The 14,383-nt window shown below is 74.2% G+C and carries 13 protein-coding genes; 2 read left to right on the forward strand and 11 right to left on the reverse strand.

Annotation, left to right across the window (positions count from 1 at the left end; translation table 11 throughout):
* From ACLFMI_RS08360 to ACLFMI_RS08370, 3 genes are read right to left on the reverse strand one after another with little or no spacing between them, the layout of a single operon-like run.
* Positions 1-1,086 (reverse strand): ABC transporter permease, encoded by a 1,086-nt coding sequence (locus tag ACLFMI_RS08360; RefSeq protein WP_410947179.1) that lies wholly within the window; start codon positions 1,084-1,086, stop codon positions 1-3.
* Positions 1,083-2,615, reverse strand: coding sequence for an ABC transporter ATP-binding protein (locus tag ACLFMI_RS08365; protein WP_410947180.1), 1,533 nt, complete (start codon positions 2,613-2,615; stop codon positions 1,083-1,085). The genes ACLFMI_RS08360 and ACLFMI_RS08365 overlap by 4 nt, the downstream gene beginning before the upstream one ends.
* Positions 2,612-3,697 carry a BMP family lipoprotein gene (locus ACLFMI_RS08370; protein WP_410947181.1) on the reverse strand — a complete coding sequence of 362 codons (1,086 nt, stop codon included), beginning with the start codon at positions 3,695-3,697 and terminating at the stop codon, positions 2,612-2,614. The genes ACLFMI_RS08365 and ACLFMI_RS08370 overlap by 4 nt, the downstream gene beginning before the upstream one ends.
* Positions 3,698-3,967: 270 nt before the next feature.
* On the opposite strand from ACLFMI_RS08370, the gene ACLFMI_RS08375 reads away from it, so the two are divergent.
* Both ACLFMI_RS08375 and ACLFMI_RS08380 read left to right on the forward strand, forming a co-directional pair.
* Positions 3,968-4,414, forward strand: coding sequence for an SRPBCC family protein (locus ACLFMI_RS08375; RefSeq protein WP_410947182.1), 447 nt, complete (start codon positions 3,968-3,970; stop codon positions 4,412-4,414).
* Positions 4,415-4,479: 65 nt separating this feature from the next.
* Entirely contained in the window at positions 4,480-5,700 is a 1,221-nt protein-coding gene (locus ACLFMI_RS08380; RefSeq protein WP_410947183.1) for a D-alanyl-D-alanine carboxypeptidase family protein, read from the forward strand.
* Positions 5,701-5,724: 24 nt separating this feature from the next.
* On the opposite strand, the gene yhjD is transcribed toward ACLFMI_RS08380, so the two are convergent.
* The 8 genes from yhjD to ACLFMI_RS08420 form a co-directional block, all read right to left on the reverse strand.
* Positions 5,725-6,792, reverse strand: a complete 1,068-nt coding sequence (yhjD, locus tag ACLFMI_RS08385; RefSeq protein WP_410947184.1) for an inner membrane protein YhjD — start codon at positions 6,790-6,792, stop codon at positions 5,725-5,727.
* Between the two features lie 42 nt (positions 6,793-6,834).
* Complete coding sequence (gene trpS / locus ACLFMI_RS08390; RefSeq protein WP_410947185.1) at positions 6,835-7,851, reverse strand: tryptophan--tRNA ligase; 1,017 nt, start codon at positions 7,849-7,851, stop codon at positions 6,835-6,837.
* A gap of 62 nt (positions 7,852-7,913) precedes the next feature.
* Positions 7,914-8,810 carry a winged helix-turn-helix transcriptional regulator gene (locus ACLFMI_RS08395; protein ID WP_410947186.1) on the reverse strand — a complete coding sequence of 299 codons (897 nt, stop codon included), beginning with the start codon at positions 8,808-8,810 and terminating at the stop codon, positions 7,914-7,916.
* Between the two features lie 282 nt (positions 8,811-9,092).
* Positions 9,093-9,302 carry a hypothetical protein gene (locus tag ACLFMI_RS08400; RefSeq protein WP_410947187.1) on the reverse strand — a complete coding sequence of 70 codons (210 nt, stop codon included), beginning with the start codon at positions 9,300-9,302 and terminating at the stop codon, positions 9,093-9,095.
* Positions 9,303-9,398: 96 nt separating this feature from the next.
* Positions 9,399-11,990, reverse strand: coding sequence for a bifunctional FO biosynthesis protein CofGH (locus ACLFMI_RS08405; protein ID WP_410947188.1), 2,592 nt, complete (start codon positions 11,988-11,990; stop codon positions 9,399-9,401).
* 81 nt (positions 11,991-12,071) lie between these two features.
* The gene (locus ACLFMI_RS08410; RefSeq protein ID WP_410947189.1) at positions 12,072-12,584 is read right to left on the reverse strand and encodes a YbaK/EbsC family protein; all 513 of its coding nucleotides are present in this window, start codon (positions 12,582-12,584) and stop codon (positions 12,072-12,074) included.
* Between the two features lie 46 nt (positions 12,585-12,630).
* Positions 12,631-13,503 carry a protein kinase domain-containing protein gene (locus ACLFMI_RS08415; RefSeq protein ID WP_410947190.1) on the reverse strand — a complete coding sequence of 291 codons (873 nt, stop codon included), beginning with the start codon at positions 13,501-13,503 and terminating at the stop codon, positions 12,631-12,633.
* The gene (locus ACLFMI_RS08420) at positions 13,500-14,318 is read right to left on the reverse strand and encodes an exodeoxyribonuclease III (protein WP_410947327.1); all 819 of its coding nucleotides are present in this window, start codon (positions 14,316-14,318) and stop codon (positions 13,500-13,502) included. The genes ACLFMI_RS08415 and ACLFMI_RS08420 overlap by 4 nt, the downstream gene beginning before the upstream one ends.
* Between the last annotated feature and the right edge of the window lie 65 nt (positions 14,319-14,383).

Consider the following 14,383-nt stretch of genomic DNA (forward strand, 5'->3'; position numbering starts at 1 on the left):
TCACGAGGCGACACCCGCCGGTTCCGGGGCCGCGGCCGCCACCCGCCGTTGCTCGGCGCGACGCTCCACCCGCCGGACCACCTCGTAGGCGACCACCACCGACAGCACGATCAGCCCCTGCATGATCAGCACGATCTCCCGCGGGATCCCGACGACGTCGAGTGCCACCGCGGCCTTGTCCAGGAACGCCCACAGCAGCGCGCCGAGCGCGATGCCCACCGGGTGGTTGCGGCCCAGCAGCGCGATGGCGATGCCGGTGAACCCGTAGCCCTGCGGGGAGGTGAGCGTGTACGCGAGGTCGCGGCCGAGCAGCTCGGGCAACCCGACCAGCCCGGCGACCGCCCCGGACAGCAGCAGCGCGACCAGGATCGTCCGGCGCGCGTTCACCCCGCCGGCCGCGGCCGCCGTCGTCGACTCGCCGGAAGCGCGCAGCTCGAAGCCGAACCGGGTCCGGCCCAGCAGGAACCAGTAGCCGAGTCCGAGCAGCGCCGCGACGACGACCATGCCGAAGATCTCGCCCGCGCCGACCGGGATGCCGGGGAAGGCGCCGGACTCCGGGATCGGCGGGGTGGTGATGTTGTTGCCGCGCAGCTCGCCGAAGGTCTCCGGGCTGATCAGGAACGCGATCAGCCCGGTGGCGATCGCGTTCAGCATGATCGTCGAGATGACCTCGGAGACGCCGCGGTAGGCCTTCAGCAGCGCCGGGATCGCCACCCACGCCGCGCCGGTGAGCACGGCCACGACCAGGATCAGCAGGGTGTGCAGCACCGGCGGCAGCACGACCGTCCCGCCGACGATCGCGGCCACGCAGGCCGCGACCCGGAACTGGCCCTCGACGCCGATGTTGAACAGCTTCATCTGGAAGCCGATCGCGACCGCGAGCGCCGCGACGTAGTACACCGCCGCCGAGTTCACGGTGTCGACGGCGACGGAGCCCGACCCGAGCTGGGACAGGATCGTGGTCAGCGCCGTCCACGGTGACGCGCCGCTGACCAGCAACGCGACCGCGCAGAGCAGCGCGGCGACGGCGATCGCGAGCAGCGGCGCCACGACGGCGCCCCGGAACCGGTCGAGCAGCGCCGTCACGTGACCGCCCCGGTCATCTTCGTGCCCAGCTCCTCGGGGGTCACGGTGGCCGGGTCGGCGGTCCCGACCAGCCGGCCGCCGGAGATCACCGCGAGGGTGTCGGACAGCCCGATCAGCTCGTCCAGGTCCGCGCTGACCAGCAGCACCGCCAGGCCGGCCGCCCGGGCCGCGCGCAGCTCGGCCCAGATCCCGGCCTGGGCGCCGACGTCGACGCCGCGGGTCGGGTGCGCGGCGATCAGCAGCACCGGGTCGCCGGACAGCTCGCGCCCGACGACGAGCTTCTGCTGGTTGCCGCCGGACAGCGCGGCCGCGGTGACGTCGATGCCCGGGGTGCGGACGTCGAAGTCGGTGACGATCCGCTCGGTGTCGCGGCGGGCGGCGGCCCGGTCGATCAGGCCGCGGCGCCCGATCGGGGGCCGGCTCTGGAACCCGAGCACCCGGTTGGCCCACAACGGCTGCTCGCCGAGCAGCGCGTGCCGGGACCGGTCCTCGGGGACGTAGCCGACGCCGTGCTCGCGGCGGGCCATCGTCGGGAGCGCGGTGATGTCGGTGCCGCCCAGGTGCACCGTGCCGCGGGCGCCGCGACGCATCCCCATGATCGTCTCGACGAGTTCGGTCTGGCCGTTGCCCTCGACCCCGGCGATGCCCAGGACCTCGCCCGCGTGCACGACGACGTCGACGTCGTCGAGCAGGTCCCGCCCGCCCGCCGGGTCGGGCAGGCCGAGCCCGGAGACCCGCAACACCTCGCGGTCGGTCACCGTGGACTCGCGGCTCCCGGGTGAGGGCAGTTCGGAGCCGACCATCATCTCGGCCAGTTCGGCGGTGCCGACCTCCCCCGGGTCCACGGTGCCGACGGTGCGGCCGCGCCGGATCACGGTGATCCGGTCGGCGATCGCGCGGACCTCGTCGAGCTTGTGCGAGATGAACAGGAACGTGTAGCCCTCGCCCTGCATCGCCCGCACGGTCGCGAACAGCTCGTCGACCTCCTGCGGCACGAGCACCGCGGTCGGCTCGTCAAGGATCACCGTCCGGGCGCCCCGGTAGAGCACCTTGAGGATCTCGATCCGCTGCCGGTCGGCGACGCCGAGGTGCTCGACCAGCCCGTCCAGCGCGATGCCGGTGGAGCCGGCCCCGGTACCCGCAGACAGCCCGACCGTGCGTGCCAGCCCGGCGATCCGCTCCCGGGCGGCCTTCCCGATCCCGTGCCGCTTCTCGGCCCCGAGCAGCACGTTCTCGGCGACCGTGAGGTTGTCGGCGAGCATGAAGTGCTGGTGCACCATGCCGATCCCGGCGGCGATCGCGTCCGCAGGCGAGCGGAAGTGCGTCTCGGTCCCGCCGACCGCGACGGTGCCCGAGTCCGGGGTCTGCATCCCGTAGAGGATCTTCATCAGGGTCGACTTGCCGGCCCCGTTCTCGCCGCAGAGGGCGTGCACCTCACCGCCGCGCACGGCGAGGTCCACGCCGTCGTTCGCGACGACGCCGGGGAACCGCTTGGTGATCCCGCGCAGCTCGACGACGTGCTCGCTCACTTGGTCGACGAGACCTGGATCTGCCCAGCCATGATCGCGGCCTTGTAGGCGTCGAGCTGCCCGGTGATGTCGTCGACCTGGCCGCCGGAGGTGGAGTAGGCGACGCCGTCGTTGCGCAGGTCGAAGCGCTCCGGCAGCTGGTCGCGGGTGCCGCCGGCGACCGCGTTGATGTAGTCGTACACCGCCACGTCCACCCGCTTGATCATCGACGTCATGATCACGTCACGGACATCGGTCAGCTGCGGCGAGTTGTACTGGTCGGAGTCGACCCCGATCGCCTTCTTGCCCGACTCCTGGGCCGCGGTGAACACGCCCTGGTTGGACTGGCCGGCCGCGGCGAACACCACGTCGGCGTTGCCGTCGAACTGGCCGGACGCGATCTCGGTGCCGCGGGTGGCGTCGTTGAAGCCGGAGAAGTCACCGGCCGGCGAGATGTAGGACGCGTCCACGGTCGCGTCCGGCGCGACGGCCTTGACGCCCTGCTCGTAGCCGGTCTCGAACTTCTGGATCAGCGGGCTGTCCACGCCGCCGACGAATCCGACCCGGCAGGTCCGGGTCTTCAGCGCCGCCGCCGCGCCGACCAGGAAGGAGCCCTGCTCCTCGGCGAACACCAGCTGCTGGACGTTCGGCAGGTCGACGGTGTCGTCATCGACGATGGCGAACTGGACGTCCGGGAACTCGGTGGCGACGGCCTTGACGCCGTTGGCGTAGTTGAAGCCGATCGCGATGACCGGGTTGAAGCCCTGCTCGGCGAGCTGGCGCAGCCGGCTGGTGCCGGCGTCCTCGCTCTCGCCCTGCTGGGCAGTGGCCTCGCGGGTGTTCTCCTTCGGCAGCCCGAGCTCGGCGACCGCCCGGTCCAGTCCCGCTGCCGCGGCGTCGTTGAACGACGCGTCGCCCCGCCCGCCGATGTCGTAGGCCAGGCCGACCTTCAGCCGGCTCGCGTCGGCCTTGGGCGCCTCCGGTTCCGGCTGGGCCTGCGCCGGTTCGACGGCCGGTGGTGCGTTGCGGGTGCACTCACCGCCGCCCTGCGCCCCGCCGCCCCCGGTATCCCGGGCGCACCCGGCCAGTACCAGAGCCGCCACCGCCGTGAGCGCGACCGCTGTCGCGACCCGCCCCCGCCGTCCGATGCGCCGCGTGATCCGCACGAACGTCCTCCCGTCCCCCCGCACCACCCGGACGGCGGCGCACGTTGCTGCGCGGGACGGTAACTGCTGACCGTGCACTGTGGCAGGGGTCGCAACATCGTCGTGACAGAGCCGTCGACGGGCGGTCGGTGCGCGGGCGGGCGGTACGGTGCGCGAGCCCGAAGCCGATCTTGTCGGGCGACCGCGTCGAGGAGGACGGAGACCGGAGTGGACCGCGCAGAACTGACAGTCGAGGCCCCGCCGGAGCAGGTGTGGGCGCTGGTCTCGGACATCACCCGGGCCGGCGAGTGGAGCCCCGAGGCGACCGGTGGCCGCTGGCGGGACGCCTCCGGCCCGGCCGTCGGGACGCGGTTCGTCGGCGCGAACCGGCACGGCCGTCTCCGCTGGTCGACGCACTGCCGGGTCACCGAGTCCGAACCCGGCCGGCGGTTCACGTTCGTGGTGTCGGAGAGCCGGACGGCCTGGGGCTGGGTCCTGCAGCCGGACGGCACCGGCACGCACGTCGTCGCCTGGCGGGAGGCCGTCGGGCGGCCGCTGCTGCCGATCCGGTTGCTGCAGCGCAGCGGGATCCTCGGCCACAACCGCGAAGGCATGATGCGCGAGGGCCTGCAGCGCAGCCTGGAGTCGGTCAAGCGAATCACCGAAACCCCCTGACCCCACCCCGCCCCCACACCTCGCGTTGTGGCGTGGCGTCCGGTGCGGCCTGGCATGCTCCTCGTGTGACGATCACGCGCCGCCGGACGGCGGTCGCGGCGCTCCCGCTCCTGCTGATCACGTGCCTGCTGTGTCCCGCGCTGCTGCCCGGCGGGGGCACGCCGGCGACCGCGGCCGCGGGGTGCCCCGGGGAGTCCGGGCCGCCGGGGCCGCCGGCCCGGGAGGAGACCGTCCCGGTGGCCGCGCTGCCGGTGCCGGATCCGCCGGTCGGCGGCCTCGCGGGCTGCGCGGACGCGCACGCGGGCCCGCTCCCGCCGCCCCCGGTCGGTGTGGCGTCCTACGTGGTCGCCGACCTGGACTCCGGCGAGGTGCTCGCCGCCCGCGCCCCGCACTCCCGGCAGCGGCCCGCGTCGACGATCAAGCTGCTGCTGGCGCTGGTGGTGACCGACCTGCTGCCGCCGGACAAGGTCGTGGTCGCGACGGCCGAGGACGCGAACATCGACGGCAGCCGGGCCGGGCTCGGGCCGGGCGGGCGCTACACCGTCGAGCAGCTGCTGCACGGCCTGCTGCTGGCCTCCGGCAACGACGCCGCGCACGCGCTGGCCCGCGAGCTCGGAGGCGTCCCCGCGACGCTCGCCGCGATGCAGGACGCCGCCGGCCACCTCGGAGCGCTGGACACCCGGCCCGCGACACCGTCCGGGCTGGACGGGCCGGGCATGTCGTCGTCGGCCTACGACCTGGCGCTGATCCTGCGCGCGGCGCTGGAGCGGCCGCGGATCGCGGCGGCCCTGGTGACGCCGAGCATCCCGTTCCCGGGGTTCGGCGACCGGCCGGGCTTCGAGCTCGGCAACGACGACCGGCTGCTGGGGACCCCCGGCTTCCTCGGCGGCAAGAACGGGTTCACCGACGCGGCCCGGCACACGTTCGTCGGGGCGCTCGAGCGGGACGGACGGCGGCTGGTCGTCGCGCTCGTGCGGGGCGAGCCGGTGCCGGTACGGATGGTCGACCAGGCCCGCGGGCTGTTCGACTGGGGTTTCGGCGCTCCCCACAGGAGGATCGGGACGCTCGTCGAAGCCGGCTCGGCCGGACGGCCGGACGCGATGGGGGCGGGCGAGTCGGCTCCGGGCGGGCCGGAGCCACCCCTCGGCGGCACCGGCGCCGAACACGATCGGGCGGATCCGGCTCCGGATGCCGGCCTCATGGGCCCGGTGATCGTCGGTGGGGTGGCCGCGACGGTGGGGATGGCCGCGCTGCTGGCGGCGGGCCTGCGGCGGCGCCGGCACTGACGCCGTCCCGGAGCTCGGGCGCGGTCAGCGCCGGCGCCGCCCCCACGCCCGCAGACCGAGCACGCCACCGAGCACGCCCGCGGTGAGCAGCCCCGCCGACGCCAGCGCGCCGCTCCCCTCCCGGACGACGTACTGCGGCCGGATCACGGCCGGCGACGGGACGTTCTGCGGACCCTGGTCGCCCTCCTCGGCGCTGGCCGCCCAGGCCGTCACGAACAGCAGGAACCGCGCGGTGAAGAAGATGAAGATCAGCAGACCGAGGATCGACCCGAACGCGGCGCCGGCCGCGGACGAGGAGATCGTGCCCAGGTAGACCACCATCACCCGCTGCAGGATCGCGAACCCGATCGCGCCGATCAGCGCCGCCTTTGCCGCGCTGCGGAAGCCCACCGGCTCGCGGGGCAGCCGGGCGATCACCCAGAGGAACACCAGCCAGTTCCCCCCGATCCCGATCAGGAACGACACGACGAACAGCACGGTCTGCGCCCAGCCGACCCCACCGAGGCCGACCAGGTCCAGCAGGGTCTGCCCGAGCGTCCCGCTGACCGAGGCGATCGCGAACGAGGCGACGAGCGCCAGGCCCAGCCCGACCAGCGCGAGCAGGTCGAACGCCAGCCGCTTGAGTACCGGCGGCGCCTCGTCGCGCTGGCCCCACTGCTCGGTGAGCGCCTCACGCAGGTTGCTCATCCAGCCGATCCCGGAGTACAGCGCACCGATCAGACCGATCGCACCGATCGCACCGGCCCGGTTCACCGCGGTGTCGATGACCCCGCTGATGGTGCCGGCCAGGTCCTCGCCCGGGACCGCGTCGGCGATCGAGTCCTGCAGCGAGCGGAGGAGGTCCTCGTTGCCGCGCAGCACGAACCCGGCGGCCGCGAAGGCCACCATCAGCAGCGGCACCAGGGCCAGGATCGAGAAGTAGGTGATCGCCGCGGCGTAGTGGTCGCCGTGGTTCTCGGTGTACCGCGCCCCCGCCCGGACCAGGTGGTCCAACCAGGGGTGCTTCTCGCGCTGGCGCTCGAGGAAGCCGGGGGCGTCCTCCTCGTCGTCGTCGATCAGGTGCGCGGTCGTCGTGGCGCGGTGGTCGGCCATGGTCCCCCCGGTCGGTCGTGCGTCACCCGCCGCGACACGGTGTCAGCCCGCGGGCGGGAGGAACCCGATCCTCTCGTGAACCGCGGCCAGTGTCGCGCCGGACACCTCACGCGCCCGGGTGGCGCCGCGCACCAGCACCCGGTCCAGCTCGGCCGGATCGGCCAGGTAGCCGTGCACCTTCTCCGCGAACGGCTCCACGAACGAGGCCACGAGCTCGCCGAGATCCTTCTTGAGGTCGCCGTAGCCGCGCCCGGCGTACTCGGCCTCGATCTCGGTGACCTTCCGGTCCGTCATCGCCGCGTAGATCGTCAGCAGGTTGGTGATGCCGGGCTTGGCCTCCGGGTCGTAGCGGATCTCCCGCTCGTTGTCGGTGACCGCCGAGCGGATCTTCTTCGCGGCCGTCTTCGGCGGGTCGAGCAGATCCACGATCCCGGACGGCGACGACGTCGACTTGCTCATCTTCGCCGTCGGGTCCTGCAGGTCGGTGATCTTCGCGGTGGCCGGCGGGATGAACGGCTCCGGCACCGTGAGCGTCTCGCCGAAGCGGTGGTTGAACCGCTGCGCGAGGTTGCGGGTCAGCTCCAGGTGCTGGCGCTGGTCCTCGCCCACCGGTACCCGGTCGGCCTGGTAGAGCAGGATGTCCGAGGCCATCAGGACCGGGTAGGTGAACAGCCCGACCGTCGTCCGGTCGGCACCCTCCTTGCCCGACTTGTCCTTGAACTGGGTCATCCGGCTCGCCTCACCGAAACCGGTGATGCACTCCAGCACCCAGCTCAGCCGGGCGTGCTCGGGAACGTGGGACTGGACGAACAGCGCGCACCGGTCCGGGTCCAGGCCCAGCCCGAGCAGCTGCGCGGCGGCCACCCGAGTGCGCCGGGCCAGTTCCTTGGGGTCGTACTCGACCGTGATCGCGTGCAGGTCGACGACGCAGTAGAACGCGTCGTGGTCGTCCTGCAGGGCCACCCACTGCCGCAGCGCGCCCAGGTAGTTGCCGAGATGGAACGAGTCGGCGGTGGGCTGGATCCCGGAGAGCACGCGCGGCGGGTGGGCGTCGGTCATGGTCGTCATCGTCCCAGCCCGGACCGGATCCGCGGCAGCCGGTCGACCCCGCCGGGCCGGGCTCAGCGGGGCTGGACCGGGGAGACCGACGCCCGGGTGAACGAGCGCTCACAGCGGTCGCAGTCCAGGCGGACCCGAAGCCGGTGACCGGCGTGCAGGATCTCGAGGTCGGCGGAGGCCCCGTCGCCGCCGAGCCAGCGGTGCGACCAGTCGACCAGGCAGGCGTGGATCGGGAACGACGCGCGCCCCCGGTCGGTCAGTCGGTACCCGGCGTCGCCGGTCCGCACCAGGACCCCGAGCTCGACGAACCGGCGCAGCCGGTCACTGAGCACCTCCGGGGAGATGGCCAGCTCGTCGGCGAAGGTGCTGAACGAGCGCATGCCGGCGAGGGCGGCACCGAGCACGGTCGCCCCCCAGCGGTCACCGACGATCTCCATCGCGCCGGGCAGGATCGACAGCGGGTCCGCAGGCAGCCGGCCCCGGGTCCGGCGCGGATGCAACCGGGTGAGCACGTCGACGCCGGATCCGCCGGGCGCCCGCCACACCGTGGTGTCGGACGGCCCGACCTGCGCACCGCACTCGTCGCACCGCAGAACGACACCGGCCGGCAGGTCGCACGCGCGGTGCACGATGTCGGGCAGCGGGACCTCCCGGGGCACCCAGGTCTTCTCCCAGTGCCAGGTGCTGAGCAGCAGCTTCCAGGTGTCCGCGCCCTGCTCGGTGAGGGCGTACCCGCGCCGTTCCCGGCCGCCCTCGCGGTACGGCCGGGTCTCCAGCAGGCCCGCTTCGACCAGCGACCGCAGGCGCGCGGAGAGCGTCGCGTCGGAGATGTTGAGGGTCTCCCGCCACTCCGCGTAGCGGGTCACGCCGAGCAACGCGCGCTGCAGGATCAGCAGGGTCCAGGTGTCCGCGAGCAACCCGAGCCCGCGTCCGACGGCACCCAGCTCCTGCCCCTGCACAGCCGTCCGCCTCCCCTTGACCTGTCCTGTCCGTGATCGTACCGTTGGCCTGACTCTGCCGATCGAAGCCGGATGGTCACGGATCGTACGGTCGGCGGCCTGCACAGTTCATGGACTGCACGGTTCACGGGCTGCGGAGGTCACGGGCTGCACGGTCCTCGGGGAGCGTGTCCGGCGGCAGGGGTGGATCGGATTCCGGGGGGAGCCCGATCCACGTACCGCGGCCGGACCGACCGCGGCGGCGCAGAGGGGGTCGCCGCCGCGGCCGGTCGCGGGTACCCCTCAGTCGCGGGTTCCGCCCGCACCCTCCGGGTTCCCGGCGTCGTCCGGCTCGCCCTGGTCCGCATCCCCGGCCTCCTCGCCCGCCGCCTGCAACGTCACGACGCCGTTCTCCAGGTCGATCGGGCCCAGCGCCCAGCGCTGCCCGCCCTGCGCGGCGTCGGAGTCCTCGTGGATCCGCTTCCGCGGGAACATCTCTCCCAGCACACCCATGCCACCCACGGTACGGATCCCGGACGCGACGAGCGGGCCGCTCGCGGGCGGTGTTCCCGCGAGCGGCCCGCCACTGCGCCGGGCCGACCGGCCGGATCAGGCCGGGGTGAGCGGCAGCATCGGCGGACCGGGCCGCGCGGCCGGGACCAGCGCCGACGGCTCGCCGCGGTAGGTCGTCGTCCGCTGCCGGACCGGCCGACCGGCGCCGTGCGCGATCGCGGTGAGTTCCTCGACCGACCGCTCGGAGCCGTTCTCCGAGCCGGCCATCCGGCTGATCGTCTCCTCCATGAGGGTGCCGCCCATGTCGTCGGCACCGCCGCCCAGGATGTCCGCGGCCAGGTCGTCGCCGAGCTTCACCCAGGAGCACTGGACGTGGTCGATCCGTCCGTGCAGGGCCAGCCGGGCGAACGCGTGCACCGCCCGGTTGTCCCGCTCGGTCGGCCCCGGGCGGGCGATCCCGGCCAGGTAGATCGGCGCGTTGTGGTGCACGAACGGCAGCGGGACGAACTCGGTGAAACCACCGGTGCGGTCCTGGATCGACGCCAGCGTGCGCAGGTGCCCGAGCCAGTGCCGCGGCTCGTCGACGTGCCCGTACATCATCGTCGACGACGACGGGATGCCGAGCTCGTGCGCGGTCGAGACCACCTCGATCCACTGCGACGCCGGCAGCTTGCCCTTGGTCAGCACCCAGCGGACCTCGTCGTCGAGGATCTCGGCGGCGGTGCCCGGAATCGAGCCCAGCCCGGCGGCCTTCAGCTCGGTCAGCCACTCCTTGATCGACACGCCGGCCTTGGCCGAGGCCGACACGATCTCCATCGGGGAGAACGCGTGCACGTGCATCCCGGGGACCGCCTCGTTCACCGCACGCACCAGATCGGCGTAGAACGACACCGGCAGCTGGGGGTCGATGCCGCCCTGCACGCAGACCTCGGTGGCGCCGTCCCGAGCCGCCTCGGCGGCACGCTGGGCGACGTCGTCCAGGGACAGCCGGAACGCGTCGGCGTCCCGCTCGCGCTGGGCGAACGCGCAGAACCGGCAGCCGACGTAGCAGACGTTCGAGAAGTTGATGTTCCGGTTGACGACGTAGGTGACGTCGTCGCCGTTCACGTCCGTGCGGACGTCGTCTGCGAGCCGGGTCAGCTCGGTCAGCGCCGGGCCGTCCGCGGTCAGCACCGCCATCGCGGCGGCCTCGTTCGCCGGGTCCAGCAGGGCGCCCGGGTCGGACGCGGCGAGCTCCAGCCCGGCCTTGACGTCGCCCTGCAGGCGGGCCGGCGCGTGCGCGCGCTGCTCGGCGAGCTCGGCGGCCACCTCGTCCCAGTCGCCGTAGACCGAGCCGAAGTCGGTACGCCGGTCTTCGGTGCGACCGGTGGTGTCGATCGTGGAGTTCAGGTCGGTGCGGCCGGAGGACTCGAACCCGCCGTCGGGCTCCTGCCAGGCCCGCCCCTCGACGGCCGCGTCCGGGTCGGCGAGCCCGTCGGCGGTCGCCAGCGCGGCGACGTGACCGTGCAGCCGGGTGTCGATCCAGGGCGACCCCGCCCGCACGTACTTCGGGTAGGCGGTCAGCCGCTCGCGCAGCTCGAAGCCCTCGCCGGCGGTGACCCGGGCCAGGTCGTCGACGGCCGGCCAGGGCATCTCCGGGCTGACGTGGTCGACGGTCACCGGGGACACGCCGCCCCAGTCGTCGATCCCGGCGCGCAGCATCAGCGCCTGCTCGTCGCCGACCAGGTTCGGCGGCGCCTGCAGCCGGACCTTCGGGCCGAGCACCAGGCGGGCGACGGCGATCGTGGCGGCCAGGTCGTCGAGGTCGGCGTCCGGGTCGTGCGCCATCGCGGTGTCCGGCTTCGCCCGGAAGTTCTGGACGATCACCTCTTGCACGTGCCCGTGCGCCCGGGCCGCGGACCGGATCGCGAACAGCGACTCGGCCCGCTCGGTGCGGTTCTCACCGATCCCGATCAGGATTCCGGTGGTGAAGGGGACCCCGACCCGGCCGGCGTCGGTGAGCGCGCGGAGCCGGACCACGGGCTCCTTGTCCGGGCTGCCGTAATGCGGGCCGGACTTCTCCGACCACAGCCGCTCCGAGGTGGTCTCCAGCATCATCCCCATGCTGGCCGCGACCGGCTTGAGCCGGGTCAGCTCGGCCCAGGACAGCACCCCCGGGTTGAGGTGCGGCAGCAGCCCGGTCTCCTCGAGCACCGCGATCGCGCAGGCCCGGACGTAGTCCAGGGTCGAGTCGTAGCCGCGGGCCTCCAGCCACTCGCGGGCCTGCGGCCAGCGGTCCTCGGGCCGGTCGCCGAGGGTGAACAGGGCCTCCTTGCAGCCCTGCGCGGCGCCCTGGCGGGCGATCTCGACGACCTCGTCGCGCTCCAGGAACATCGACTCGAGCCGGTGCGGGACGGTCACGAACGTGCAGTAGTGGCAGCGGTCCCGGCAGAGCCTGGTCAGCGGGATGAACACGTTGCGCGAGTACGTGACGACGCCCGGCCGGCCCTCCTCGACCAGGCCGGCGTCGCGGACCCGTGCGGCGTGCCCGAGCAGCTCGTCCAGGTCGTCACCGCGGGCGGCGAGCAGCACCGCGGCCTCGGTGGTGTCCAGCGTGGACCCGTCCCGGACCCGGCGCAACGCGCGCCGCAGAGCGGACGGGGTCGGGGCGGCCTCGGCCGGGGACGGAACGGCGGGGGTGTCGGCCATGCCGCCCACACTAGGTATCCCCGATCATCGGAGCGACCGTCGGGGACCGGTGGATCTCCGACGGATCGCCGGCGGCCGGTCCTACGCCTCCCGTGCGACCTGCGCCGCCGTCCCGCCGGTGACCGCCAGCAGCTCGGTGAACGTGGTGGGGAACACCGACCGCGCGACGCCGCCGGCCGCCCAGACCCGGTCGTAGTCGTCGAGGGCGACGTCGACCAGGGTGCGCACCGGGGCCGGGTGCCCGACCGGCGCGACCCCGCCGATGACCTGCCCGGTCGCGGCGACGACGAACTCCCGGTCCGCCCGTCCGACGCTGCGCGCGCCGACGAGCTCGGCGACCCGGCCGGTGTCCACCCGGTGCCTGCCGGAGGTGAGCACCAGCAGCGGGGCGCCGTCGGCGTCGAACACCAGCGAGTTCGCGATCTGCCCGACCTCGACCTCGAGCGCCGCGGCCGCCGCGGCGGCGGTGGTGACCGCCTCCGGGAGCAGGAGGAGCCCGGCGATCGAGGAGGGATCGGCTCCGGCGCTGCGCAGCGCCTCTTTCACGGCGGCGACGCGGGGGTGGTCGGCCGACTGCTGGGTGGGTGCGTCCATGCCCCCATCCTGGCCCCGGACGCCACCGGGTTCCGGCGGTGGGCGGCTACAGGATCGCGTGGACCACCAGCAGGAGGACGGCGACCAGCAGCAGCCCGGCGACGCCGAGCAGGATCCCCCGGTTGCGCCCCAGGTCGCCGCCGGACGCGCGGGGCCGGGCGGCCCGTTCCAGCAGTCCCGCCACCTCGTCGGGTGCCGGGCGCAGTGCCGGGGCGTCGGCGGTGAGCCCGGCGATCGCGGTCGCGAGCGCCCCGTTCCGGGCGAGCCGGTCGCCTGCGGCATGCGCGAGCACCGCGCCCAGCGACCACAGGTCGGCGGCCGGGGTGTCGCCTTCCGGCCATCCGGAGGCGCGGTCCGGACGGCGCCGGCGTTCCGGCGGGTCGAACGCGTCCGGCGCGGCTCCCGGGGCGGCGGGCCGCTCGCCGACCGCGCGGGCCAGGCCGAGGTCGGTGACCAGGGCCCGGCCGTCCGGCGTGACCAGCACGCAGTCCGGGTCCAGCCCGCCGTGCGTGCCGCCGCCCTCGTGCACCGCGCGCACCGCGGCCAGCACGTCGCGCCCGAGCGCCGCGACCCGCCGCGCCGGCAGCGGGCCGGCGGCGAGCACCTCGGTCAGCGTCCGGGCGTCCGGTCGCTCGGTGACCAGGTGCTCGCGCAGCGCGCCGTCCGGGGCCCGGTCCGCGATCAGGTCCAGCACCGGCACCACGCCCGGGTGCCGCAGCCGCCCGGCGGCCCGGACCTCGGCGAGCAGCCGCTCGCGCAGGCGCTCCCGCGGACCGGTGCCGTCCCGCAGCCGGATCTCGGTGACGACGACGTTGCGCCCGGTGATCCGGTCCTCGGCCCGGTGCGCGAGGCCGAACCCACGCCGGTCCAGGCCGTCGAGCAGCAGGTAGCGGCCGCCCACGATCCGGCTCTCGATCACGGCGCGGCTCCGGCGAACCGGACGGTGACCGCCGCGTGGTCGGACCAGCGCCGATCGTGCGACGGGGCCCGGTCCACCCCGGCACCGGCCGTCGCGGCGGCCAGCCCGGGGGTGACGAGCAGGTGGTCGATCCGCCAGCCGACGTCGTTGTCGAAGGCCCGGCCGCGGTAGGTCCACCAGGAGTAGGGGCCGTCGGTGTCCGGGTGCACCGCCCGGACGGCGTCGGTCCAGCCGTGCTCGAGCACCGCGGCGAACCACTCCCGCTCGTGCGGCAGGAACCCGGAGCTGCGCTGGTTGTTCCGCCAGTTCCGCAGGTCGAGCTCGGTCGGCGCGAGGTTCCAGTCCCCGCCGACGACCATCTCCCGGCCGGTCGCGGCGCACCGGTCGAACGCGGCCCGCAGGTGGTCGCCGAAGGTCTTGAGGAACCGGTCCTTGGCGTCCTGCTTGTCGGTCCCCGCGACGCCCTTGGGCAGGTAGAGCGAGGCCACCGTGGTCCCGCCGGGCAGGTCCACCTCGAGGTAGCGGCCGTCGAGGTCGGTGGCGGGGTCGCCGAAGCCGATCCGGACCACCTCCGGCTCGGCCCGGCTCAGCACCGCGACGCCGTTGCGGCCCTTCGCGGTCTCCGACGGGGCCAGTCGCAGGTGCCAGCCCTGCGCGGCCACCGCGTCGGTGAACGCCGCCGGCAGCTCCTCCGGGCGGGCCCGGACCTCCTGCAGGCAGACGGCCGTGGCGGGGGTTCCGGCGAGCCAGTCCAGCAGCCCCTTGGTGGCGGCCGCCCGGATGCCGTTGACGTTCGCGGTGGCGACGGCACCCAGGGAGGCTCCGGCGGTTCGGGCGTCGGCAGACACGACGTCACCCTCTCCTACTCGTCGTCCGCGCC

Source organism: Pseudonocardia nantongensis (assembly GCF_046546495.1).
Classification (GTDB): domain Bacteria; phylum Actinomycetota; class Actinomycetes; order Mycobacteriales; family Pseudonocardiaceae; genus Pseudonocardia; species Pseudonocardia nantongensis.

Excerpts from the sequence above, each read along its gene's own strand:
- yhjD (WP_410947184.1), bottom strand. The coding sequence starts at position 6,792 with ATGGCCGACCACCGCGCCACGACGACCGCGCACCTGATCGACGACGAC.
- trpS (WP_410947185.1), bottom strand. The coding sequence starts at position 7,851 with ATGACCGACGCCCACCCGCCGCGCGTGCTCTCCGGGATCCAGCCCACC.
- ACLFMI_RS08400 (WP_410947187.1), bottom strand. The coding sequence starts at position 9,302 with ATGGGTGTGCTGGGAGAGATGTTCCCGCGGAAGCGGATCCACGAGGAC.
- ACLFMI_RS08405 (WP_410947188.1), bottom strand. The coding sequence starts at position 11,990 with ATGGCCGACACCCCCGCCGTTCCGTCCCCGGCCGAGGCCGCCCCGACC.
- ACLFMI_RS08410 (WP_410947189.1), bottom strand. The coding sequence starts at position 12,584 with ATGGACGCACCCACCCAGCAGTCGGCCGACCACCCCCGCGTCGCCGCC.